The organism is Paenibacillus sp. LK1 (assembly GCF_002750415.1).
Lineage (GTDB): Bacteria > Bacillota > Bacilli > Paenibacillales > Paenibacillaceae > Paenibacillus > Paenibacillus taichungensis.
On sequence record NZ_PEII01000015.1, the window covers coordinates 116,971 to 138,703 of the forward strand.

The following is a 21,733-nucleotide window of genomic DNA, read 5'->3' on the forward strand; positions in this document are numbered from 1 at the left end:
CAAAAAAACTTGAATATATGGGGGACTGTAGCTCATGAAAACGATAAGGATCAAAAAGTCTTTTACACTTTTGCTTGCGACCAGCATGCTCGTCGTATTGGCATTGTCCGGCTGTAGTGGCGGTAAATCAGCAGGAGATGTCGTACCTGGTAACGATGGCGATAGCGCTAACTCAGGTGGGCAAGTAACCATAACGCACTACACCATCGATTCCGAGGATCGCACCTTTATCGAAAAGCTCGTTCCGGATTTTGAAGCCCAACATCCAAATATTAAGGTAAAAGTCGAGAAAGCTCCTTACGAGCAATTCGACAGTAAACTCCAAACACTGATTGCCGGGGGCAAATCGCCTGACGTCACAAGCCATTATGGATACGGCGGTTTTGCAGAGTATTACAACAAAGACATGCTGCTCGACATGAACGACATTATTAAGGAAGACGGATTTAAAGCGTCCGACTACAACATCCCGGATGATCTTATGAAAATCTACACCGTCAAAGACCAAGTCTACGGTATTCCGGTCAACATGTACGTCTCTCTGATGCTCTACAACAAAGACATGTTCGACGCTGCCAATGTTCCTTACCCTCCAAGCGATTACGAGGACAAGAGCTGGACGTTTGACAAAATGGTCGAAGACGCGAAGAAAATGACGCATGTATCCAATGATATTGCCAAAACTCAATATGGCGTTGACTTCACATGGTCCGAGCGCGATATGCGCCCGCTCTATTTCGGAGCCGAACCCTACTCCCAGGATACCTGGACCAACGGCGGCGTACCATCTGAGACTCATTTCGATTCGCCTGAAGTCATCGCAGCCTATAACAAGCTGTTCAACCTGATCTTAAAAGATAAAGTGTCTCCGACAACGGAATGGAGCAAAAGCGTAGCGGGCCAAAACGGCGATGCGTTCGTAACCGGCAAGGTCGGTATGACCGTCAGCGGCTCATGGAGCCTTGCGGGCTCCAATGACTTCCCTTTCAAGGTTGGCGTAGCCGCAGTGCCTGCCGGCGGCAATGACAAGGTCCGCAGCGTGCTTTTCGTCGATCCACTCTTGATTCTAAAGGGCTCCAAACATCCGAAGGAAGCTTTTGAATGGATCAAGTATCTCGTCAGCGACGAAATTCAGGAAAAATCCATCGACCTGAGCGGTGGTAACCCTCCTGTAAATACGAAGGCAGCCGAAACCTATTACAAGCATTTTGATGGTATCGATGCGGCAGATGTGAAGAAGGTTTACGAAGGCGCTGTGGAATACGGATTTGAATCCTACAACCACCTGATCACCCACTATTCTCAAATCAACGACATGTTCATCAACGAGATGCAGCCGATCGATACCGGACACAGTACCGTTGAAGAAGTAATGCCGACGATTCAGAAAAAGGTCATGGAAATTATCAAACGTTAACGCTAAACATTGTGCCGTCCCGCAAGGGGCGGTGCATCTATCAAATTAGCTTCGCGGCTAAGCCTCCGTACATGTATACTAATGTTAAGTCAATATAAAGTACGGAAAATCTGCCGCAAGGAGAATAAACAATGAAGGTTAGTATATTTGATGTTGCAAAGAAATCAGGGCTCTCCGTCGTAACGGTCTCTCGCGTCTTAAACGGTGCCGAATCCGTACGAGAGAAAAATAGGCAAAAGGTTCTGGAGGCTATCAAGGAGCTCGATTACCATCCCAACGCTGCTGCGCGGAGTTTAGCCCGCGGTAAGACAGGAATCGTCGGCTTGATCATGACCACTCTTCAGGATTCCTTCTTTGATACCGTCGTTAAAGAGCTGAACGAAGTGCTTGCACTTCACGGCTATTTTCTTGCCGTTTCGGTCTCTACCGGCATCGGCTCCGATGAAACCCATTACCTGATCCAGGAGGACCGGGTAGACGGACTTATTCTGCTCTCGCCGATGGAAGAGGATAACTACATCGTGGAACTGAAGCGGCGCAATATTCCTTATGTCCTCATCGACAATCAAAAGCCGGAGAATGATACTTTTTCGGTAACGATCGACAACTACAAAGGTGGCTATGCTGCTACGAAGCATCTGCTTGATCTCGGCCATACCTCCATCGCGCACTTAAGCGGACAAAACATGTTCCGCAGTACGAGAGAGCGTCGCAGCGGTTTCCTGCAGGCACTAAAGGAAAAAAATCTGGCTCCGTTTGAAATGACTACGGGCGATTTCGAAATCGATTTTGGTTATGACATCTGCCGCAAATGGCTGCGCGAGGGACGCCTTCCTTCCGCGGTGTTCGCGGGCGATGACCATATCGCGCTTGGGGTCGTGAACGCCCTCATGGAAGAAGGCATCAAGGTGCCTGAACAGGTAGCTATCGTCGGCTATGACGATCAGTATATTTCATCCAAATTGCACCCCCATCTGACAACGGTCCGGCAGCCTGCCGACCGCATTGGGGTTGCCGCTGCCGATATGCTGCTGAAACGCATGGACGGTACGATGAAACGCGGGGCTAATGTAAGGATCGATCCTGAACTCATCGTGCGAGAATCTACTGGATCACCAACAAAAGGTACGACCGGATAAAAAATATAACCTTATATATAGGAGTGACGACCATTGGCTTACTACTTGGGAATCGATGGGGGAGGAACAAAAACATACGCCCTGCTGACCGATGACTTCGGCAATGTGCTTGGCAAAGGCGTGGGCGGCAACGGCAATCACCAGATTGACCACGCCTTGGCCGCACAAAGCATACGGGAAGCTGCAGAAGGAGCTCTGAACGAGGCAGGACTGCGGATTCATGAAATCTCGCATACCTATTTCGGACTTGCAGGAGCAGATCGGGAAGTAGACTACCGAATCCTGCACCCTCTAGTTCAGGGAATCGGATTCACCCAGAATTACTCGATTAACTGTGACACCATGATCAGCCTGCGCGCAGGCACGAAACGACCTTACGGGGTCGCACTGATCTGCGGCACAGGCACCAACTCTGCAGGCCGTAATCCGGCAGGAGAACATGTGCAGGTCGGTGGTTTTGATTATATGTATGGCGATTTCGGCGGTGGCGGTTCCCTCAATATTGAGGTGTTCCGCTCTGTCATCCGTTCTTGGGACGGCCGTGAGCGGCCAACGCTCCTGACTCCCCTGCTGTTGAACTTTCTTGGGTATAACAGTGTCAGCGACATGTTCGATGACTTTCAGGATCATGGCAAGCATGTGCCTGTCCATGCAGCGAAGCTGCTGTTTGAAGCCGCCGCAGAGGACGATGCTGTAGCTCTGGAAATCCTGAACCGTCAAGGCGTAGAGCTTGGCAAATCAGCGGCTGCGGTGATTCATAAACTTGGAATGGAAAAGGACGCCTTTGACGTTATACTAGCAGGAAGTCTGCTAACAAGGGGAGATCGCGGATGGATTCACAGCAAAATTGAACAGACTGTTGCAACCGTCGCTCCGAATGCGACCATTGTAACTTTGGCAACCGAGCCTGTTGTCGGTGCCTTATGGTCTGCTATGGATGCGGCCGGACATGCGGTAAGCCAGGATGTATATGACAAAATGAGGGCCTTCCGTGACTTCGAACATATCAAGCAAACAACAAGATAAACGTCTATAAACACTGTCATCATAAAAAATTCTTAAAAGACTGGAGTGTGCAAAATGGCATATGAACAAGGGCTAAAAATAGCGGTAATCGGTGGTGGATCTTCCTATACTCCGGAGCTTGTTGAGGGGTTCATCCTCCATCATGCCGAGCTTCCTGTACGAGAGCTGTGGTTGGTAGATATTGAGCCTGGAGAACGCAAACTAAATATTGTCGGCAACTTGGCCAAACGTATGGTGGAGAAATCGGGTCTGCCGATTGAAGTACATTTGACGTTCGACCGCCGCGAAGCCATCAAGGGTGCGGACTTCGTCAGCACTCAAATGCGTGTCGGCATGCTTGACGCCCGTGGCCGCGATGAATCCATCCCCCTGAAATACGGTGTGATCGGTCAGGAAACCACCGGACCCGGAGGCATGATGAAGGCGCTGCGGACGATTCCGGTCCTGCTTGATATCTGTCGTGATATTGAAGAACTCGCTCCTAATGCCTGGCTTCTGAACTTTACGAATCCGGCGGGTATGGTCACGGAAGCCATTCTGAAGTATTCCAACGTTAAAAGCATTGGTCTCTGTAATGCACCAATCGGCCTAATCAAGCAGACCTCGGCCAAATACGGCGTAGAAGCGGACCGCATCTATGCCGAGTTTGTTGGCCTGAACCATCTCCACTGGATTACGCGTATTGATGTGAACGGAGAAGACAAACTGGACGACATGCTGGCTGATACAGCCGGTTACAGCGCGAAGAACGTACCTGCACGGGAGTGGAATCCGGAATTCTTGCAATCCCTGCATGCCCTACCTTCCTACTATTTAAAATACTTCTATATGACTGATGCCATGCTCGAAGAGCAGTTGGAATCTTTACAAACAGGCGGCAACCGTGCGGAAGTGGTTAAACGCGTCGAAGAAGAACTGTTCGAGCTTTACAATGACCCGGACCTGAAAGATAAACCGAAACAGTTGGAACAGCGGGGTGGCGCCTTCTATTCCGAAGCAGCCGTAAACCTGATGCGCTCACTGTACAACGGAACGAATGACATTCAGACGTTGAACGTAGCCAACCAAGGTATCATTGATTTCCTGCCAGACGATGCCAGTATTGAAGTCAACTGCGTGGTCACCAAAACCGGCCCCCTGCCCCTGCCGCTAACCAAGGTTCCTCCAATGGCAGTTGGACTGATCCATGCGGTTAAAACCTATGAGCGCCTCGCCATCGATGCTGCAGTGACCGGCGATCGTGGATTGGCCATACAGGCATTGGCCCATCATCCTTTGGTCCCTTCGGTCGAAGTGGCGATTCAGATGCTGGATGAAATGCTCGAAGCCAACAAGGAATATTTACCGCAGTTCTTTACTGAATCTGCAGCTAATGCATAATTCGGCTATCATCCATTCGTCCTGATACCATTAGAAAAACGCCTATCGACGTAATTTCACATTAAACGAAACCGCCATATCCCAGGATTTCCTGAGGTATGGCGGTTTGTCGTTTCTAGGCATTTGCCCATCTACAACGCTTGCTCAAATCAATCATTAAATCATTCTCCTAGCTAGCTCCATCCATATTAAAAAGCAGGCAGGGAGCTAATTTCCCTGCCTGCTTGCATATGAGCAACCAACGGATGATGAGTTGCTTAGTATGTCCACCAGTTGCCGGACATCACGATCATGGAGAACAGCTTAATGCTGTCTTCATAATAGCCTTCATTCGAGCTGCTGGCCGTTTTGGTCCAGACGGAATTCAGCCAGTTTTGATTCACGGACGAGGTCATAGCGCTGACACCAAACGGTGCATAGAACGCCCCGCTGCCGCCAGAACCTGTAACCGTGCCGTTGAGTTTATAACCATCCTTTACGTTGCTAGGGTTACCGCTTACTTTGGCTGAGATCCAGCTATTCATTTGATTGAGCTGATTGAGTGCCCGGCTGTCACCAGTCATCAGGTAATCCGTTGCAATCCGCCAAGGCGTACGACATGAGTTGTAATCGTAGCTGCCATCGTTCGCCCCTTCTAGAAAATTGGCTGAAGCAGGCTTGTATGTCGAGCCAGACAGAACGACGAAGTCTGGAAGCAATCCGGTTGATGAGCTGTACCCGTTGTATAAGGAGTTGATAATGGTATAGGTTTTGTCGATCACGTTCGCCCATTTGGCATCACCCGTTGCTGTCTGGAACGCCTTCAAGTGATTCAGCATAAAGTCCGATGGACGGGTAGCATTTTTGAAGGTGTTGTCCGTTGCCCAATCGCCAAGACGCAGCGTCCATTGGGACTGATTCACGTCACTTTGCATGATGGCATTGATGATGTCCTTGCCGGCCTGAAGATAGTTGATACTGCCGCTGCTACCCCACTGCTTGTCCGCAAGCAGGAGCGAATAAGCAATGTCCATGTCTCCATCCGTGGCCGAGTCAGCACCTTCAATGTTCTGGAAGCTGCTGTTTTGTTTCCAAGCCATCAGTTTCGAATTGTTGGCGCTCGGATGAGCTTTATAATATTGATAAAGTCCGTCGAAATAGGCCTGTGCATTGCCGTCATAACCGGCCATTAGAACCGTTGCCAGCATTCCGTACCCATGTGCCTCAGATACAGTATCCCCGTTGGACTGATATTTCACATAATATTTGCCCGTGCCCGCCGTTTTCAGATAAGCTGATTTCCAGCTGTCCCATTTCGCTTTAACGGAGCTGTCCATCGCACTTTGCGTAACATGATTAGGCTTGATCGAGCCGCTGGTATATGTCGTGTGCTGCGGGAACGGCTTGTTTGGAGCTGCGAAAGCAAAGCCCGCTGGAATCAGAAGAAAAGCGAGACAACACATCATAACAGCCTTGCTGCTAACCGAAAATCCCCTGTTTTTTCTCATAAATTTACGCTCCTTTTAGATCCAAATGGGTCTTGATCCATGACATAACCTTTAAGCCGAAAATTCAGTTTAGCATCTTGATGGAGAAACCACGATTCATTATTGGCCTTGCGAGACACAATCACCTCCACCTAAAAGTTAAAGCGCTTTAACTTTTAAAACGCTTACATTTATTTTAATTGCTCTTCTAATATTTGTAAATAGATATCTCTGAGATTGAATCTAAAGTCCTGATTCNAAACGCTTACATTTATTTTAATTGCTCTTCTAATATTTGTAAATAGATATCTCTGAGATTGAATCTAAAGTCCTGATTCGACATTTGCCAGTAAAAAAAACGGAAATCAATGCACGGGGGTTTCTTACCCTAATTAATATCAAGCCTTCATTCACTCACGTATGGATGACTACTTGCTTCTTCGCAGGCATACAAAAATCCCCTCAAGCTTCCAGTGCTTGAGGGGATTTAATCTCTTTTCTCACTATTGTCTACCATGTGAGAAGAATACCAGGCTCTCATAAAAGGGCTTTGATTCTTTTATTTTCGTATCACTGTATATCCTTTATCTTTCAGCAACTTCACGATCCCATGATCGCCCAAGTAGTGCGCTGCACCTACCACGATGAAGTACTCTTCACCCTTGCCGTTTTTCAGGTAACCATCGATCTTATCAGCCATTCCCACATTACGGTCGATCAGCATTGCTTTGTTGTATTCTTCATCATCAGAGAAGCTGTTCGTCAGCTCCAGTAGTTGCTCGTCATTCCCTGTCTTCCACATTTCGGCCATTTGATTCACGCTGTCATCCAACACATCGAAATTGTCCAAAGTCGCTTTCAATGTTTTCTCTTGCAGCTCCTTAGAGAAGTCATTGAACATTCCCAATTGAGATTCATAAGATTCCAACTCGATCACCGGAAGTTTGCGCTCAATTGCCTTCTGTATGAAGTACAGATCAACCCCCGCAGAAGCTTCATAGCCCGCTTTCATAGACTTGAGACTGGCTAATGTGCTCTCTACTACCCAAGGCTTAAAGGTATCCAGTGCATTCGGCTCCAATCCACTTTGCTTCAAAATATTGCCCAGTTGAGTATACGTCTCGCTGGAAATGTGATCTTTCAGTGTTGTGCCATCCTGATACGAGCCCAGATCCAGAACAATCTTCTGCTGCGCTTCTTCAGCCGCTTTGCTGATATCGATCTCTACGCCTAGGTAATCCGCCTCGGCAAAGGCTTCTTCAAACTCCTTACGCAATGGATAAAAGCTTTCATCCGCAATATGCATAGAACCTACCAGGTACACGGTGTTGCCGTTGCTTTCGACTTCCCACATGAAGCCACGTCCACCGGTTTGAACAGTTTCTGTTTCGCCACCTTTGGAAACTAGCAGCACTGTGCGTGTAGCAGCATCCCAGCGAACTTCATAACCTGCGGCATCCCCGACAATGCGAATCGGCGCATATGTTACGCCATTAATACGCGTAAGCTTGCTCTTCAAAGTAATCGTTTTGCCGTTAACGACAGCTGTAATTGTATCATCGGTTGCTGTCGTCAGCTTCACGTCCATTGCGTCCAGCGTGGAGCGAAGCGGCACAAGTGTTGTTCCTTTATTGTTAATCGGTGCACCCACCGTGTATTCAACCGTTTGTTCATTCAACTTTACCGATGTCTCTTGCGGAGAGGCCATAGCCGGTACTGCGGATGCGAGCAAACCTACCGAGATCGTCAGAGACAAGAGCATGCGTTTCCAGTTTTTCATATTATGTATTCTCCTTAAGAATGAAATAATGAAAAGATATGTTCACTAGAAGAGAAGTTAGAGATGGGTGCCACACCGACTTTCTTGAGTGCAGCACCTGCTCCTATTCAATTGGATCAGATCTTATAAGCCTTCATCGCTTTGAACAATTCCTTAAACGTTGGGCGTTTACCATACATCAGCACACCTGTACGATAGATTTTCGCTGCCAGCCAGCCGAAGATCATAATCGATACAACGAGAATGGCCAGGGACGTCCAGATCTGCCAGGTTGGTGCAACGCCTGCCCCAATCCGTACCAGAATTGCCGTTGGCGATGTGAACGGAATGAAGCTTGCTACTTTCAACAACAAGATGTTCGGTGTAGCAATACTGAAGATTGCGATATAGAAGGAAACCAGGGACAACATCGTAATCGGCAGCACGGCCTGACCCAGTTCTTCTGTCCGACTCACCATAGAACCAATGGCCGCAAACATCACCGCATACAGGAAGTAACCCAGAATGTAGAAGATAAGTCCATATACAATGACTGCGATGTTCACATCACTCAGATTCATATTGAAATCGCTCAATACATCACGGTTATGCGGTAACAGCATATTGCCGGCAACTACTGCACCGAAAATACCGATTTGCAGCAAACCTACCATGAAAATACCGATGATTTTACCAAACATCTGACTGAGCGGGGATACACTCGTAATCAAAATCTCCATGATACGAGAGCTCTTCTCGGCCGTAATCTCGGAAGCAATCATATTACCTGTCATCATCGTTGATGTGAACAACAGGATAATCAGCAGGTATACCACAATGTAGTTGATGCCACTCATGGTACCTTCCGACTCCGCAGCAGCTCCGCTTTGGCCAGAATCCAGGCTTTGCTCTGTCAGTTTTACTGGCGTACTGATGAGCTGTTTTTGTTCCGCCGTGAGTGTATCCTTCACCACGACATCCAGCTTCACAATTTGCAGCGCAGCTTCAATGGGTGCTATAACCTGCGGGGAGATATCATCGCTTGAATATAAGACCGGCTGTGGGAAATCTTGCCCCGCAACAGGTTCAAACTTCAGGTATCCATCCAAAACCTCCGACTCCACATCGGCTTTGAGGGCTGCTTCATCTTTATTTGCATCGTTAACAAAACGATACGTCTGGTTACCTTGTGCGGAGGAGTATGTCTCCAGCTTCTCAGCTACCTCCGTTTGTCCCGTGCTCAGCAGACCGATATTCACCGGATTCGTGCTCGAGCCTCCACCGATGGGACCACCATTAAATAAGGTAATGAAATATGGAATATTGAGTCCAATCGTAATTAAAAGTGCAAGTACAATAGTCGTTACCATGAAAGACTTCGTTTTTACTTTGTTTTTGAACGTAAATCCGATAATTGTCCCCATTTTATTCATTCGACTCACCTACCTCACGAATAAAGATTTGGTTAAGCGTTGGTTCCTTGATTTCAAAATGTTCAACGGTCGTCTGAGCCATGGCTACTCTCAGAATTTCCTGAGCTGCTTCCATCTGACCAATATGGATCAGGTATCCACGCTCATTTTGCTCTACCTTTTTCACACCCGGCAGCTGTTCCAGACCACCCACATTACCTGTGGTGCTCAGAAATACATGCTCACGTGGATAACGGCTCTTGATCTCTTTAATCTCTCCTTGCACAACGGTATTGGAGCGATGCAGAATTGTGATCTGACGACATAATTCTTCAACGTGCTCCATGCGGTGTGTCGAGAACAAAATGGCTGTGCCTTCGTCACGCAACTCCTTCACCGTGGATTTCAGTAATTCCACGTTGACCGGATCGAGTCCGCTAAAGGCTTCATCCAGAATGAGAATTTGTGGTCTGTGCACCACTGCGGCAATAAAGCCCATCTTTTGCTGATTCCCTTTGGATAGTTCCTCAATCTTTTTGTCGTAATACTCCGGCACTTCGAATCGATCCAACCAATACTTCAGGCTCTGATCCGCATCCTTTCCATTCATGCCGCGCAGACGGGCCAGATAGTTGATCTGTTCACTGACCTTTACCTTTGGGTACAAACCGCGCTCTTCTGGTAGATATCCCATAATCTGCTGCAATTCTGTGCTATAGGGTTTGCCGTTGTACTGGATATTTCCGCCATCCGGGTGGATCAACCCAAGCACCATACGCATCGTTGTTGTTTTACCAGCACCGTTGGCTCCGAGCAGACCGTAAATCTCCCCTTCTTTCACATTAAGGGTCACACCATTAACTGCCGTTTTGTCTGCGTATTGCTTAACTACCTGCTTCAATTCCAATCGGTTCATCATTTATCGTCTCCCTTCGGTTATTTCCACTGTACGGGTGCATACCCGGCAATCCAGAATGCCAAGACTTCATCCAATTCCAAGTTACGGATCTTCAATACCCGGTTATTTGCCAGCTCCAGCCTTTCCTGCGCTTCGCTGACCCGGGTTGTTATGACGCGAACCAGTCCTCTCTCTTCAGAAGAAGATTCCACAACCCCAGGGATACTCTCTGGTCGTAAATCTCCTTCATACCAGACTTCTTTCCACTGATCGAGCACCATATCTTTCTCGGCCATCCCCAGGGACTGACCACGGTGCATCAATACGATGTAATCTGCGAGCCTTTTGACTTCATCCGCAATATGTGTGGCAATCAGAATCGTGGTGTCGCCCTCAGCCATGAAAGTACGGAACTGCTCGACCATCACTTTCCAGGCAAAGGGGTCCAGTCCTGATGAAGGCTCATCCAAAAGCAATAGTTTTGGGCGAGCTGCGATTGCAGCAGCGATCTCAAATTTCCGTCGTTCTCCCTTGGACATCTTGTTCAGCTTCACATCAACAGGTACTTCCATATCGTGAATCAGTTGGTTGAACAACTTCATATCCCAACGCGGGTACCAGTAGGCCCGAAAATCAGCTGCTTCCTGTGCAGTAATCCGGTTCTCTTCGAGCCCAGCGTTGTCAGCCACAAAACCGATCTGTTGTCTCAGTTCAATTGGAAGAGGCCCCTCATGTTCCTTCCCAAACCATATAATCTGCCCTGCATCAGGCAGTACCACTTGTTGTAACATGTTAAGAAGTGTGCTTTTACCTGAACCGTTATGACCGAGAATAGCAACTACATACCCTTCCGGGATGGTCAGATCGATCGGGCCAATAACTCTGCGTTTTCGCATTTTGGATACGCCGTTCAACTGAACTGCGATAGGTTCCATGTATGAATCACTCCCTCAATTCGAGTAAACAGCCCTCAGGACTTCCCGGAACAGACTCTCCAGTTCTTCTTCCGTACATCCTACCGATTTTCCGGACTGCACCGCTGCCTGCATTGCTTCCTGCGCGGCCTTCAATCGATAATGTTCTCTGTCGCCAGCTTCTACCTGGGCCACAAATGTACCTGTCCCCTGCTTCGTACGAAGCAGACCTTCATTCTCCAGATCCTGATAGACCCGTCTAACCGTTATAACACTGCAATTCAGTGATCCGGCGAATTCGCGAATGGACGGTAAATGTGTCCCCTCCCCCAACTGACCCGTAACAATTAACGATCTTAACTGATTTTCAATTTGGTGGTATAAAGGTTCAGCGCTATTTTCATTAATTTGAATGGGTATTTTCACATCTTGCACCTCGCCCTCCGGTACACTCCAGTCTGTTACCTGTTCGTGCCGGTTTCATCCTATATTCATTTTTGCGTTCATCCCTCATACCGTTAACTCAAATCCCGAGTGGAAAGTTTCTTCAGCGTCAACCGACTGAAAAGCCATAATCCTGCTATGCCAGCCACCAAAGCCACCCACATAATCGGGGAGAGCAACCCCCATGATTTACTCATATCAATTACAATCGAAAAACCGTAACGGCCCGACGTTCGAATCAGCAAGGATATGATGATTGTAAGCGGCAAGAACAGCGAACTGAGAAGCAAATATTTTTTACCACTGTGCAAAAACTCTCCGTAAATATATAAACCTGTCATGAGAAGTCCGTAACCTGTACAAGTTATACCAAAGGCCAGGTACTGATCCCACCGGAACCCTTCCTCTTGCAGCCCGACAACGTACAGTGATCCATAGAAAAAGATACCATTATACGTAAACGCCATCAGAGACTGCTGAAGTCTCGACCACATCACTGTCTCGTTTGGAATAGGAAGTCTGCGATAGTAGGCCAACATCTGTGTATAGGAATCCTCCTGTATGTAACGGAAAGATCGTCTGCTGAACACGAATCCCTGAAATGGCACCATGATCAAAAAGAAAGTATCTACAACAGGATTAATGAAATCGGTCTTCTGTTGTCCTAATAACATCACACCACTCATGCCACCCGTGTATATCATAAAAATTGCAGTCCACAGCCACTGGAGCTTATCCTTTTTCATCTCACTGCGGGTCAACCACCACGCCTGCTTCCATGCGCTCATATCATTGCCTGCCTTTCCATCTGTCATTGGAACTCCTTGCTCACTGTATCTACTGTATATATCATTATACACAGTATATAGACCACTTCCTATTCCCGTCAACCCCTTATTTTCCTGAATCAGGAAGAATGGATGGGATTCAGGTCAGTGTTACGATAAAATAAAACTTGATTCTGAACATACAATGATTCATTGTAAAATCATTCGTTCAACTTATAGAGATACTGCAGAGATAGATAGAAAGGATTGATTCACCTATGGATTGGCTAGTTGAGATCGGGGTTGTGCTCCTCTTCCTTATCGTGGTCATCTGGCTCATTGTTCGCGACGAACCCAAACGACATTCTGCCAAAAAAGGCAGACATCGTGTGCGGCGTAACAACGGTTACACCGACTCATCTCCGGCGTACCCGGTCATTACCACCAATGATGACTCCAATACTCAACATTCCAAACACACACACGATCATAAGCATCATGATGGTGATTCTTTTTCGGAATCTAATCATCATCACAGCAATGATAGCGGAAGCAGCAACGACAGTGGTGGAGATAGTGGTGGTGGCGACAGCGGCGGCGGTGGAGATTAAGATGACTCCTCAAATCAAAAAAAGAGCTGTATCCGATATTGTGCGAACACAATTCGAAACAGCTCTTTCTTTTTTCCGGCACCTGAATACTGAAGAGGTTTAATCCTTAAACGAGGTTGTAGCCACTTGGCAGGCTGCGATTACTGCGAATCGCACGAATTTCGGCCAAAGTAAGCCGTTGATTGGTGGAAATCAAAGATTCCACATCATTGCCACGAATCAGATCATCCAAATCTCTCAAGTTGGTGTTCCCGCGAAAGACGCGGAATCCGCCTTGAAAGTTAGGTCTCGTAAACACAACCAGCGTTGCATTCGAGCTTGTCGAGAAGAAACGCAGGCTCTCTACCCCACCCAGAATGTTATCCAGATTACGGAGACCCGTGTTACCACGATATACTCTGCTTCTTTCGCGATAATCTTCTTCTGAATACACCGTGAGACGTGGATACGTTTGACTGACATGGACTGTTTTTTTCATTTGTTTTCCCCCTCTCGATCTCATTCTATGAATGAATGCGAGAGGAAGCTTGGACGAATCCACGGGTGGATACATCCATTTTCATATTTTCAAAGAATTCAATTCATCACATTAAACACCCAGGATGACTTCCCATACCGGGCGTGTGTGCCCACCAGGATACAGCAGGTACAACAGAACGTATACAATAACGCCTGTGATAGCACTGCTAAACCAGATCATGGACGTAAATCTTCCCCAGCGGCGATGTGTCTTGAATTTCTTTTTGAACCCAAGCACCAAAGTGGAAATGCCGAAGACCGCTGCCACCGTGGCAAGGATAATATGAAAGATCAGAAATATTCGATAGAAAATCTCCATCTCCGGGTCCCCACCCCAAGCCGTATTCCCGACAAAGATGGTACGAGACATATAAATGACAAAGAACAGAAGGGCAGCAATGGCCCCTGCAATCATCGCGGTTTGGTGCGCCTCCCGTTTGCCACGGATAATTAGCACCCAGCCAATTCCAACCAGCACCGCGCTAATCACAATGAAAGAAGTACTGATCGTGGGTAGCAGAAAATACATATCCATCGTGTGTTTCCCCCTCTTGTCCAAACAAAACTTGTGTTATTTCGCTGCAGGATTAAGCGGTCCTCCCGTTTTCTCTACAGGGTAAGGATCATCATCATCTTCCCGTTTTTCCTTGCGATACCATTGAAAAAAGACATACGCCAGCATGGAAACAAAGATACCTTCCTGTATGAATTTCATCAAAATACCGCCCACCTGCTGATCCTCCTTGGCAGAGGACAGGAAGTTGAAGAACGCGGGTCCACCGAACGAACGCAACAATGCCGTGGAATCGCCAGATACACAATACCGCATTGCCTCAGCCCATACGGCAGGATTGCTGTAGGTCGCATACAACGGTTCGGAGGCAAAAATAATCAGTCCACAAGCTGGTGTCAGAAGCACCATGTTCAGAAAAATAAATCCAATCTTGGACAGCCCCGATGCTTGTCTTCCTTCCGGCAACGGATTGAGCAGCGTCCACCACATCAGCATGGAAGTAATGAAAAGTACAATGTAATACAAACGGTGAATCGTAAAATTTAACATTACGTAATCATGTACCACGGGTAGATGATATAACGAGAACAATCCGTTAAACAGCACAGCCGCCACGATTGGATGCGCCAAAAAAGATAACTGCCGTGTCGGCAGCCACCGGATGATCCCACGCCATACCCAAAGGGGCAATCCCTTCATCAGTAACGGTGGCGCTACCAGATAGGACAGAGCCATACTCACCATATGGAAGCTGAACATCACATGCCCCAGCAGATTGAATGGCCCCGCTTGTGCAAGATACAACACCGTAAGCCCTGTGATAAACATCATTTTCTGTGCAGCCGTGGCCTGATCTGCCTCCTTGATCCGCTCACTGAAAGGACCAACGAGCACCAGATAAGCTGCGGCAATGAGCAGAAACAACGCCAGAATAAGTGGACTCCATAAATCGTTGAAACTAAAATATTGCAACCCGAGCATACGGGAGACCTCCCCGTGACCTGATTTGGTTGTTGCCTAAATCCATTGACGGATTGGTTCGCCTAAAAGGGGAAAAGACGGCGACACTGCGCCGCCGCCATCTCTTTTACCACCAAACCCAATAGAGTGCCATAATGATGCACGTAAAAGCTACGAAAAATCCGAAGCACATGAACAGAATCGGCATCAAATGCCCTTTATCCTTCAAGTGCATCCAGTAACCGAGCTGTACAAACACCTGCAGGATCGCCATAACCACCAATATAATAATGGTAAAGGTCGTATTAACTCCTCCCGCGGCAGCAGCCGCGAACGCAATTAGCGTCAGGACGATCGAGAAGATAAAAACAACGACGTGTTTCTGTGGACCTTCCGCCCGGTGACGATGCTTCACAGGCTGCTGATCACTCTTATCCTGTACCGACATGTGTTACCCCACCTTTCCGAGCAGGTACACGACCGTAAAGATAAACACCCAGACCACGTCAATAAAGTGCCAGTACATTGCGGAGACGTATACTTTAGGTGCAGTTACGACCGTTAATCCTTTTCTGAACAGTTGCCCAATAATGATCCCGATCCACATAATACCAAATGCAACGTGCGCTCCGTGGAACCCAACCAGTGTATAGAACGCTGAGCTGAATGCACTTGTGGTCATCCCGAATTCTTTATGCACCACATATTCATAGAACTCATAAATTTCAATACAGAGAAATCCGAGACCCAGCAGAACGGTTATTCCCAACCATAATGCAAGAGCGTTACGTTTCCCACGGTGCATAGCCTGAATAGCGAATACACTTGTCAAACTGCTGACCAAGAGAATAAAGGTTGCGGCAGCCACGAGTGGCAGATGAAACAATTCATTCGCCGTCGGTCCGTCATTCGTTTGGCCGCGGAGGGCCAAAAAGGTTGCGAAGAGGGTTCCGAACAATACGGTCTCGCCGCCAAGGAACAACCAGAAGCCAATAAGCTTGTTGCGTCCTTCCAACGTTGCTTTCTCCGGCTCATGCGGCAATTTGCCGTTTGCCGGTTCGGCATGTGAAGTTGTCATGTTCTAACCCCCTTCTCATCCTGATCCTCCGGTTCAATATGCCAGCCATGGTCATCGTAGAGTGACCGCAGTGCCATCGCACCAAATGTAATCAGAAGGCCAATAATGACCACAATATAATTGTTGAACAATCCGTTCATAAACGCATTGCCAAAATCATCTTTGCTGAACATGAGACCAAGTCCTGCAATGAATATACCGACAGACATAACAAACGGTAGCGGCGTCGCTGACGGCATATGGATCGAACCTACAGGTTCAGCCGGTGTCATCTCCGTATGTCCTGCCATCTTTTCCTTCCAATATGCATCGATTCCACGTACCAGAGGCGTCTGCTTAAAGTTGTATTCCGGCGGCGGAGAAGGAATCGACCATTCCAACGTACGGCCATCTTCCCACGGATCATTCGGTGCGTCTGCTGGTTTTCTCGTTGTGATCACGATGTTCACGAGGAACATGATAACCCCAACACCCATCAGGAATGCACCAACGGAGCTGACCAGGTTGAGCAGGTCGAAATCCTGATTCGGCAAATATGTAACGATCCGGCGCTGCATCCCCATCAAACCAAGGAAATGCTGTACAAAGAACGTTAGTTGGAAACCGATCATGAACGTCCAGAACGTCCATTTTCCGAGCGTTTCGCTCAGGACACGACCGAACATCTTCGGCCACCAGTAATGTAGCCCCGAGAACAAACCTAGCACCAATCCACCAACGATAACGTAATGGAAGTGAGCTACAACAAAGTACGTATCATGGAACTGGAAATCCGCAGGCGCAGAGGCCAGCATGACACCCGTTACCCCGCCCATAACGAAGGTTGGAACGAATCCGACAGCAAACAGGTTTGCTGCCGTAAAACGGATCTGTCCGCCCCACATCGTAAAGAGCCAGTTAAATATTTTGATCCCTGTTGGTACAGCAATCAGCATGGTTGAGATCGAGAACAATGCATTGGCGACTGTCCCCAGACCTGTCGTAAACATGTGATGCGCCCATACCATGAATCCCAGAAAGGCAATCAGGATGGTTGCAAATACCATGGAGCTGTAACCGAACAATCTTTTACGTGCAAAGGTTGGAATAACCTCTGAGATAATACCAAATGCCGGCAAAATGAGAATGTATACTTCAGGGTGCCCGAAGATCCAGAAGATATGCTGCCAGAGTACCGGGTTACCGCCACCTGCAACATCGAAGAAATTCGCCCCCAGTATACGGTCAAACGTTAACAGTACAAGTCCTACCGTAATGGCAGGGAATGCAAAAAGAATGATGGCTGATGTAATAAATGTGGTCCAGGTAAACATCGGCATCCGCATATAGGACATTCCCGGCGCACGCATCGTAATGATGGTGGCGAGAAAGTTAATGCCCCCGATGAGTGTCCCTAGACCGGCGATCTGGAGACCTATCGTGTAGAAGTCCACACCGTGCGTGCCACTGTACTCGCTGCCAGATAGTGGCGTATACGAAGTCCAGCCGGCATCCGGTGCCCCTCCCATCAACCAGCTCAGGTTCAAGAGCAGTCCGCCAAACAGGAACGTCCAGAAACCAAGCGCGTTAACAAAAGGGAAAGCAACGTCCCGTGCCCCAATCTGCAAAGGCACAACGGCATTCATAACGGCAAAAATAATAGGCATGACACCAAGGAATATCATTGTTGTTCCGTGCATCGTAATCAATTCGTTGAAGACCTGCGCCGACACAAAATCATTCATCGGTTTCATGAGCTGAATCCGAATCAAAATGGCTTCAATGCCGCCGATTCCAAAGAAAAATCCACCTGCAATTAAGTAGAGCACGGCGATTTTTTTGTGATCGACGGTGGTAATCCAATCCATCAAGCCCCTGTACCGCTTGACGCTATGAGCATGAGCCAAGGTTGTGTACCCCCTTCATCGTCCTTGCTGTTCTATTCATAGTCCAATTTGTAGTTGGCCAAATATTCGGCAATTCCGTCGATTTCTTCATCTGTGAGTCCAAGGTCTTTCGGATTAGGCATCGTATTGCCTGGCTTCACGGATTGTGGATCATGGAGCCATTCTTTCATGTTGTCCAGCACCGGATTACCGTCTTCCTGGCCTTCGCCCTGGTTCAGCAGAATACCTGCCACGGATTGCTTGCCACCGATACCTGTAAGGTTAGGCGCAACTGGCCCGCCTTGATCCCCAACTGCATGGCAAGAAAGGCAGTTCGTTTTGAACTTCTCAGCCAATTGGGTATCTTCCGGAAGTACCGCCGGAGCTTTCATTTCATTGACCCATTTGTCAAAGGATTCCTGGCTGACCGCTTTTACCTTGAATTCCATGAAGGCATGTGACCTGCCGCATAATTCAGCACATTTCCCTCGGTAAACGCCTTCATTTGGCGCCGAGAAGCTGAACTTGTTAAGCGTTCCATCCGGGTTTGTGTCCATTTTACCCGCAAGTGACGGCACCCAGAAGGAGTGAAGCACGTCAGCGGTTTTCAATTCGAATGCGATTTTCTTTCCGGTCGGGATGATGAGATCTTGAGCGGTGGTTACGTCATATTGAGGATAAGTGAATTCCCACCAGTACTGATGCGAGGTGACTTTGACCTGAATTGCATTTTTGTCGTTGGACAGATCTTCGCCTTGGGCAAAAATCGTTTTTACCGTCGGTACTGCCAGAACGATAACAAGCAACAACGGAATGGCTGTCCATATTACTTCCAGCTTGAAATTACCTTCAACCTGTTCGGGCACTTCATTCTGCCCGGCTCGTCTGCGAAACCGGATCAACACATACGCAGCAATAGCAAATACAATGATGAGCACCACGATCATAATCGTAATGGACAGCTTCATCAGATCATATTGGCCTTGCGCCACAGGACCCTGAGGTTTCATTACCGACAAGTCTTCCCGCCCGCATGCGGATAGCAGCAAAGAGAACACCGCCAGCAAGGGGAGAATTCGCTTTGCAACCTGCCACTGTTTCATCATTGATCTACCCCACTTTTTTAACATTTTCGTAGATTGCCGTTGTCGCCCGAAAAAAACTCAAATCAGTTCATTTCAGCACGATACACGTAATCCTGTCCGACATACAGAATGCTTACAAAAATAACGCTTCCACCACTCCCGTCATTTCCTGCTAAGGGCATGTCTGCGCATTCTTCCAATTCATTCTATATGGTTCAATCACTTATTAAATATAAGTTGAGGGTATGATTTTGTCAATCTTTGGACACATGTTCACAAATTGTTCACTATATGTAAAAAACCGCACCACAACTTGATTTGTAACCGATTTCAGTTAAAAATATTACTCTCTACTTTTGAAAATTTTTGCCAAATTTCGGTGATGAAATTGATTTTTTTGCCGATATTTCTCACATTGAAAACATGCAGTATTATGCAAAAAAGAAAAGCATGCAGTAGGTTGTCTCTTTTACAACTACTGGAAGCCGTAGTAAAGCCCCATACCGCTCCCTTTTAGAACCAAACGGCATGGAGCCTGACCTATTGAACATCCCGGCCACCATTAACCAACTTTCTTACCAGCTTTCCATAGATACAGCGTCTAAGTACCGTCAGTTAGTATAAGAGGACCATCACTTGTGATTGCAATCGTATGCTCATACTGGACGCCCCAGCTTCCATCCACTGTTCTCACCGTCCAGCCATCCTCATCCCATACAACCGCCCCTGAACTGCCTTTTGTAAATATGGGTTCAATGGTGATGACCATGCCTTCTGTCAGCATCATGCCCGTCCTGCGTTTCCCGTAAGGGAGGACGTTCGGGGGTTCATGGATGTATTGACCGATCCCATGGCCAATCAGAGGCTTCACAATCCCGTAGCGATACAGCCTTGCTGTCCGTTCAATCGCGTTACCGATATCCCCCAGCGTATTTCCTGGCACAGCCTGTGCTATCGCCTTATGAAGCGCCCTTTCGGTTCGATTCATTAGTTTGCGTATGGACCTGCGTTGTTCACCGATCCCATACGTCCATGCAGAATCGGCAAGCCAGCCGTCTTTGTTTACCACCATATCAATAGTCACCACATCCCCTTCGGCCAGTTTCCGGTCATTAGGGAAGCCGTGGCAAACCACCTCATTAACTGAAGCGCATGTAGCGTAAGGATAACCTTTGTACCCTTTTTGCTCAGGTGTAGCTCCTCTTTCAGCTAGAAGAGCCTCCACTCGTTCATCAATATCTCCTGTTGTTACACCGGGGGCCAGCCACTTTTCAATATGCTCGTGACAGCTTCGCAGGATTCGCCCCGCTTCCCGCATGTAGCCAATCTCTTCTTTTGTTTTTAAAATAGGGTCCACCTGCATTCATCCTTCCTGCCATATCTGTACTTCCATGTATATGCAGTAGGATCGAAACAAAGCCCCCAAAAGTAGAGGGAAAGCTTAACAGCTTATTGAGTTTATTTTTTGGACGAGCTGGTTCATCTTTGGAAAAATATATATATACAATTTTCTAAACAAAAAAAACCGTCTGCCGGAGCTTAACGCCCGGGAGACGGTTCTATTCATATCGGAACAGTATAATCAGAGTTGTGTGTGTTTCAGGACACGGAAGAATCCATCTTGACAAGCTCATGCTCAACCACAGAAGTCAATTCTTCCTCGTATCCACCCGTAATCCGGTATTTTCTCACGTACTCCTTCACGAATTTTTTTGGATCTTTAGGACGGAAAATCCGAGTCATTTCCCTCAAACTTTCTTTGACCTCATTGTGACCTTTCGTTGCCATTGTAATTCCCTCCCAAAACGTTGAAAGTGAATGCTCCGTTTAGAGAATGCCGAATAAGTCTTAAATGCCATCCATGAAGTTGTGTGCGCGGCTCAAAGCAAGCTTTAGGTCGGGAACCCTTGCTTAAGCAAGTACCTGACACTATAAATACCCGATATGATTCGGAATGAATCATAATCTTATTGTAGCATATTCGGAAGTATCTTACGACTTGACGATTTTACCTAATATTTATAACGGTTTTTATGCCCAAAAAGTTTAATTCCGAATCATATGTTATAAATACGTTGCTTCTATACGGAATTAATATATCCAGCATAACACTGTACTATTCGGGGGATATTATCACGGACAACCCATACAGTTAAATTACTGGGATCTAAGGAGGCGTTGTTTCATGGCTGAGAAAGATAAAGAAATGCTGCCCCTTTCACATGAAAAGGTGGAAGTGGACGGAATATACACCAATGAGGCTGGACAAGAAGAACATCTGCATCGGGGACAACACTTCCCGGCCGATCCCGTTCTGGGCAAGACAGAATGGGAACTGACAGAATTCGCTTTTGACAACCATCACGAAGGTCGTACTGACGAGCGCTTGGTTCCTAAAGAGAATGACACCGATAAAATCGGCAAGATCACCCACCCACGAAGACACTTTCAGCGTGGCGATCGTTAAGTTCTATAATGA

General features: G+C 47.4%; 22 protein-coding genes. 6 read left to right on the forward strand and 16 right to left on the reverse strand.

All coding sequences use genetic code 11. The features are described 5' to 3' along the window. Positions 1 to 34: 34 nt before the first annotated feature. The 4 genes from CS562_RS27385 to CS562_RS27400 all read left to right on the forward strand — a co-directional run bounded on the left by CS562_RS27385 (position 35) and on the right by CS562_RS27400 (position 4,962). Entirely contained in the window at positions 35 to 1,417 is a 1,383-nt protein-coding gene (locus CS562_RS27385) for an ABC transporter substrate-binding protein (protein ID WP_076290525.1), read from the forward strand. Between the two features lie 131 nt (positions 1,418 to 1,548). Further along, a complete protein-coding gene (locus tag CS562_RS27390; protein ID WP_099858779.1) occupies positions 1,549 to 2,556 on the forward strand; it encodes a LacI family DNA-binding transcriptional regulator in 1,008 nt (335 codons plus the stop codon). A gap of 33 nt (positions 2,557 to 2,589) precedes the next feature. Beyond that, positions 2,590 to 3,582 (forward strand): N-acetylglucosamine kinase, encoded by a 993-nt coding sequence (locus CS562_RS27395; RefSeq protein ID WP_099858780.1) that lies wholly within the window; start codon positions 2,590 to 2,592, stop codon positions 3,580 to 3,582. 54 nt (positions 3,583 to 3,636) lie between these two features. Then, the gene (locus CS562_RS27400; protein WP_099858781.1) at positions 3,637 to 4,962 is read left to right on the forward strand and encodes a 6-phospho-beta-glucosidase; all 1,326 of its coding nucleotides are present in this window, start codon (positions 3,637 to 3,639) and stop codon (positions 4,960 to 4,962) included. Between the two features lie 257 nt (positions 4,963 to 5,219). Here CS562_RS27400 and CS562_RS27405 read toward each other — a convergent pair whose 3' ends face one another. The 7 genes from CS562_RS27405 to CS562_RS27435 form a co-directional block, all read right to left on the reverse strand. Next, entirely contained in the window at positions 5,220 to 6,449 is a 1,230-nt protein-coding gene (locus CS562_RS27405) for a family 8 glycosyl hydrolase (RefSeq protein WP_099858782.1), read from the reverse strand. Between the two features lie 538 nt (positions 6,450 to 6,987). After that, positions 6,988 to 8,208: a TraB/GumN family protein gene (locus CS562_RS27410; protein WP_099858783.1), complete on the reverse strand. Its 1,221-nt coding sequence runs from the start codon at positions 8,206 to 8,208 to the stop codon at positions 6,988 to 6,990. A 116-nt stretch (positions 8,209 to 8,324) separates the two neighbouring features. Then, on the reverse strand, positions 8,325 to 9,620 hold the full coding sequence (locus CS562_RS27415; RefSeq protein WP_099858784.1) for an ABC transporter permease: 1,296 nt from the start codon (positions 9,618 to 9,620) through the stop codon (positions 8,325 to 8,327). Continuing rightward, positions 9,613 to 10,515, reverse strand: coding sequence for an ABC transporter ATP-binding protein (locus tag CS562_RS27420; RefSeq protein ID WP_099858822.1), 903 nt, complete (start codon positions 10,513 to 10,515; stop codon positions 9,613 to 9,615). The genes CS562_RS27415 and CS562_RS27420 overlap by 8 nt, the downstream gene beginning before the upstream one ends. A gap of 20 nt (positions 10,516 to 10,535) precedes the next feature. After that, complete coding sequence (locus CS562_RS27425; RefSeq protein ID WP_099858785.1) at positions 10,536 to 11,432, reverse strand: ATP-binding cassette domain-containing protein; 897 nt, start codon at positions 11,430 to 11,432, stop codon at positions 10,536 to 10,538. Between the two features lie 15 nt (positions 11,433 to 11,447). Beyond that, the gene (locus CS562_RS27430; protein WP_076290740.1) at positions 11,448 to 11,837 is read right to left on the reverse strand and encodes a GntR family transcriptional regulator; all 390 of its coding nucleotides are present in this window, start codon (positions 11,835 to 11,837) and stop codon (positions 11,448 to 11,450) included. Positions 11,838 to 11,929: 92 nt separating this feature from the next. Beyond that, positions 11,930 to 12,670, reverse strand: a complete 741-nt coding sequence (locus tag CS562_RS27435) for a hypothetical protein (RefSeq protein ID WP_099858786.1) — start codon at positions 12,668 to 12,670, stop codon at positions 11,930 to 11,932. Between the two features lie 230 nt (positions 12,671 to 12,900). On the opposite strand from CS562_RS27435, the gene CS562_RS27440 reads away from it, so the two are divergent. Then, complete coding sequence (locus CS562_RS27440) at positions 12,901 to 13,233, forward strand: hypothetical protein (RefSeq protein WP_099858787.1); 333 nt, start codon at positions 12,901 to 12,903, stop codon at positions 13,231 to 13,233. Between the two features lie 106 nt (positions 13,234 to 13,339). Here CS562_RS27440 and CS562_RS27445 read toward each other — a convergent pair whose 3' ends face one another. From CS562_RS27445 to CS562_RS27485, 9 genes are all read right to left on the reverse strand, one after another. Then, positions 13,340 to 13,711 carry a hypothetical protein gene (locus CS562_RS27445; protein ID WP_099858788.1) on the reverse strand — a complete coding sequence of 124 codons (372 nt, stop codon included), beginning with the start codon at positions 13,709 to 13,711 and terminating at the stop codon, positions 13,340 to 13,342. 111 nt (positions 13,712 to 13,822) lie between these two features. Further along, on the reverse strand, positions 13,823 to 14,287 hold the full coding sequence (locus CS562_RS27450; RefSeq protein ID WP_024632131.1) for a DUF420 domain-containing protein: 465 nt from the start codon (positions 14,285 to 14,287) through the stop codon (positions 13,823 to 13,825). 36 nt (positions 14,288 to 14,323) lie between these two features. After that, on the reverse strand, positions 14,324 to 15,247 hold the full coding sequence (gene ctaG, locus CS562_RS27455; RefSeq protein WP_099858789.1) for a cytochrome c oxidase assembly factor CtaG: 924 nt from the start codon (positions 15,245 to 15,247) through the stop codon (positions 14,324 to 14,326). 106 nt (positions 15,248 to 15,353) lie between these two features. After that, a complete protein-coding gene (locus tag CS562_RS27460; RefSeq protein WP_076290536.1) occupies positions 15,354 to 15,674 on the reverse strand; it encodes a cytochrome C oxidase subunit IV family protein in 321 nt (106 codons plus the stop codon). Positions 15,675 to 15,677: 3 nt separating this feature from the next. Continuing rightward, positions 15,678 to 16,304: a cytochrome c oxidase subunit 3 gene (locus CS562_RS27465; RefSeq protein ID WP_099858790.1), complete on the reverse strand. Its 627-nt coding sequence runs from the start codon at positions 16,302 to 16,304 to the stop codon at positions 15,678 to 15,680. After that, entirely contained in the window at positions 16,301 to 18,151 is a 1,851-nt protein-coding gene (gene ctaD / locus CS562_RS27470) for a cytochrome c oxidase subunit I (protein WP_373561767.1), read from the reverse strand. The genes CS562_RS27465 and ctaD overlap by 4 nt, the downstream gene beginning before the upstream one ends. Before the next feature lie 71 nt (positions 18,152 to 18,222). Continuing rightward, positions 18,223 to 19,275 carry a cytochrome c oxidase subunit II gene (coxB, locus tag CS562_RS27475; RefSeq protein WP_076290539.1) on the reverse strand — a complete coding sequence of 351 codons (1,053 nt, stop codon included), beginning with the start codon at positions 19,273 to 19,275 and terminating at the stop codon, positions 18,223 to 18,225. Positions 19,276 to 19,855: 580 nt separating this feature from the next. Continuing rightward, positions 19,856 to 20,617, reverse strand: coding sequence for a type I methionyl aminopeptidase (map, locus tag CS562_RS27480; RefSeq protein ID WP_099858791.1), 762 nt, complete (start codon positions 20,615 to 20,617; stop codon positions 19,856 to 19,858). Positions 20,618 to 20,853: 236 nt separating this feature from the next. Further along, positions 20,854 to 21,042, reverse strand: coding sequence for a hypothetical protein (locus tag CS562_RS27485; RefSeq protein ID WP_017690840.1), 189 nt, complete (start codon positions 21,040 to 21,042; stop codon positions 20,854 to 20,856). A 397-nt stretch (positions 21,043 to 21,439) separates the two neighbouring features. On the opposite strand from CS562_RS27485, the gene CS562_RS27490 reads away from it, so the two are divergent. Beyond that, positions 21,440 to 21,721 carry a transposase gene (locus tag CS562_RS27490; protein ID WP_076290541.1) on the forward strand — a complete coding sequence of 94 codons (282 nt, stop codon included), beginning with the start codon at positions 21,440 to 21,442 and terminating at the stop codon, positions 21,719 to 21,721. Positions 21,722 to 21,733 lie beyond the last annotated feature (12 nt).

Excerpts from the sequence above, each read along its gene's own strand:
- CS562_RS27385 (WP_076290525.1), top strand. The coding sequence starts at position 35 with ATGAAAACGATAAGGATCAAAAAGTCTTTTACACTTTTGCTTGCGACC.
- CS562_RS27390 (WP_099858779.1), top strand. The coding sequence starts at position 1,549 with ATGAAGGTTAGTATATTTGATGTTGCAAAGAAATCAGGGCTCTCCGTC.
- CS562_RS27400 (WP_099858781.1), top strand. The coding sequence starts at position 3,637 with ATGGCATATGAACAAGGGCTAAAAATAGCGGTAATCGGTGGTGGATCT.
- CS562_RS27405 (WP_099858782.1), bottom strand. The coding sequence starts at position 6,449 with ATGAGAAAAAACAGGGGATTTTCGGTTAGCAGCAAGGCTGTTATGATG.
- CS562_RS27410 (WP_099858783.1), bottom strand. The coding sequence starts at position 8,208 with ATGAAAAACTGGAAACGCATGCTCTTGTCTCTGACGATCTCGGTAGGT.
- CS562_RS27415 (WP_099858784.1), bottom strand. The coding sequence starts at position 9,620 with ATGAATAAAATGGGGACAATTATCGGATTTACGTTCAAAAACAAAGTA.
- CS562_RS27420 (WP_099858822.1), bottom strand. The coding sequence starts at position 10,515 with ATGAACCGATTGGAATTGAAGCAGGTAGTTAAGCAATACGCAGACAAA.
- CS562_RS27425 (WP_099858785.1), bottom strand. The coding sequence starts at position 11,432 with ATGGAACCTATCGCAGTTCAGTTGAACGGCGTATCCAAAATGCGAAAA.
- CS562_RS27435 (WP_099858786.1), bottom strand. The coding sequence starts at position 12,670 with ATGACAGATGGAAAGGCAGGCAATGATATGAGCGCATGGAAGCAGGCG.
- CS562_RS27440 (WP_099858787.1), top strand. The coding sequence starts at position 12,901 with ATGGATTGGCTAGTTGAGATCGGGGTTGTGCTCCTCTTCCTTATCGTG.
- CS562_RS27445 (WP_099858788.1), bottom strand. The coding sequence starts at position 13,711 with ATGAAAAAAACAGTCCATGTCAGTCAAACGTATCCACGTCTCACGGTG.
- CS562_RS27450 (WP_024632131.1), bottom strand. The coding sequence starts at position 14,287 with ATGGATATGTATTTTCTGCTACCCACGATCAGTACTTCTTTCATTGTG.
- ctaG (WP_099858789.1), bottom strand. The coding sequence starts at position 15,247 with ATGCTCGGGTTGCAATATTTTAGTTTCAACGATTTATGGAGTCCACTT.
- CS562_RS27460 (WP_076290536.1), bottom strand. The coding sequence starts at position 15,674 with ATGTCGGTACAGGATAAGAGTGATCAGCAGCCTGTGAAGCATCGTCAC.
- CS562_RS27465 (WP_099858790.1), bottom strand. The coding sequence starts at position 16,304 with ATGACAACTTCACATGCCGAACCGGCAAACGGCAAATTGCCGCATGAG.
- ctaD (WP_373561767.1), bottom strand. The coding sequence starts at position 18,151 with ATGGATTGGATTACCACCGTCGATCACAAAAAAATCGCCGTGCTCTAC.
- coxB (WP_076290539.1), bottom strand. The coding sequence starts at position 19,275 with ATGATGAAACAGTGGCAGGTTGCAAAGCGAATTCTCCCCTTGCTGGCG.
- map (WP_099858791.1), bottom strand. The coding sequence starts at position 20,617 with ATGCAGGTGGACCCTATTTTAAAAACAAAAGAAGAGATTGGCTACATG.
- CS562_RS27485 (WP_017690840.1), bottom strand. The coding sequence starts at position 21,042 with ATGGCAACGAAAGGTCACAATGAGGTCAAAGAAAGTTTGAGGGAAATG.
- CS562_RS27490 (WP_076290541.1), top strand. The coding sequence starts at position 21,440 with ATGGCTGAGAAAGATAAAGAAATGCTGCCCCTTTCACATGAAAAGGTG.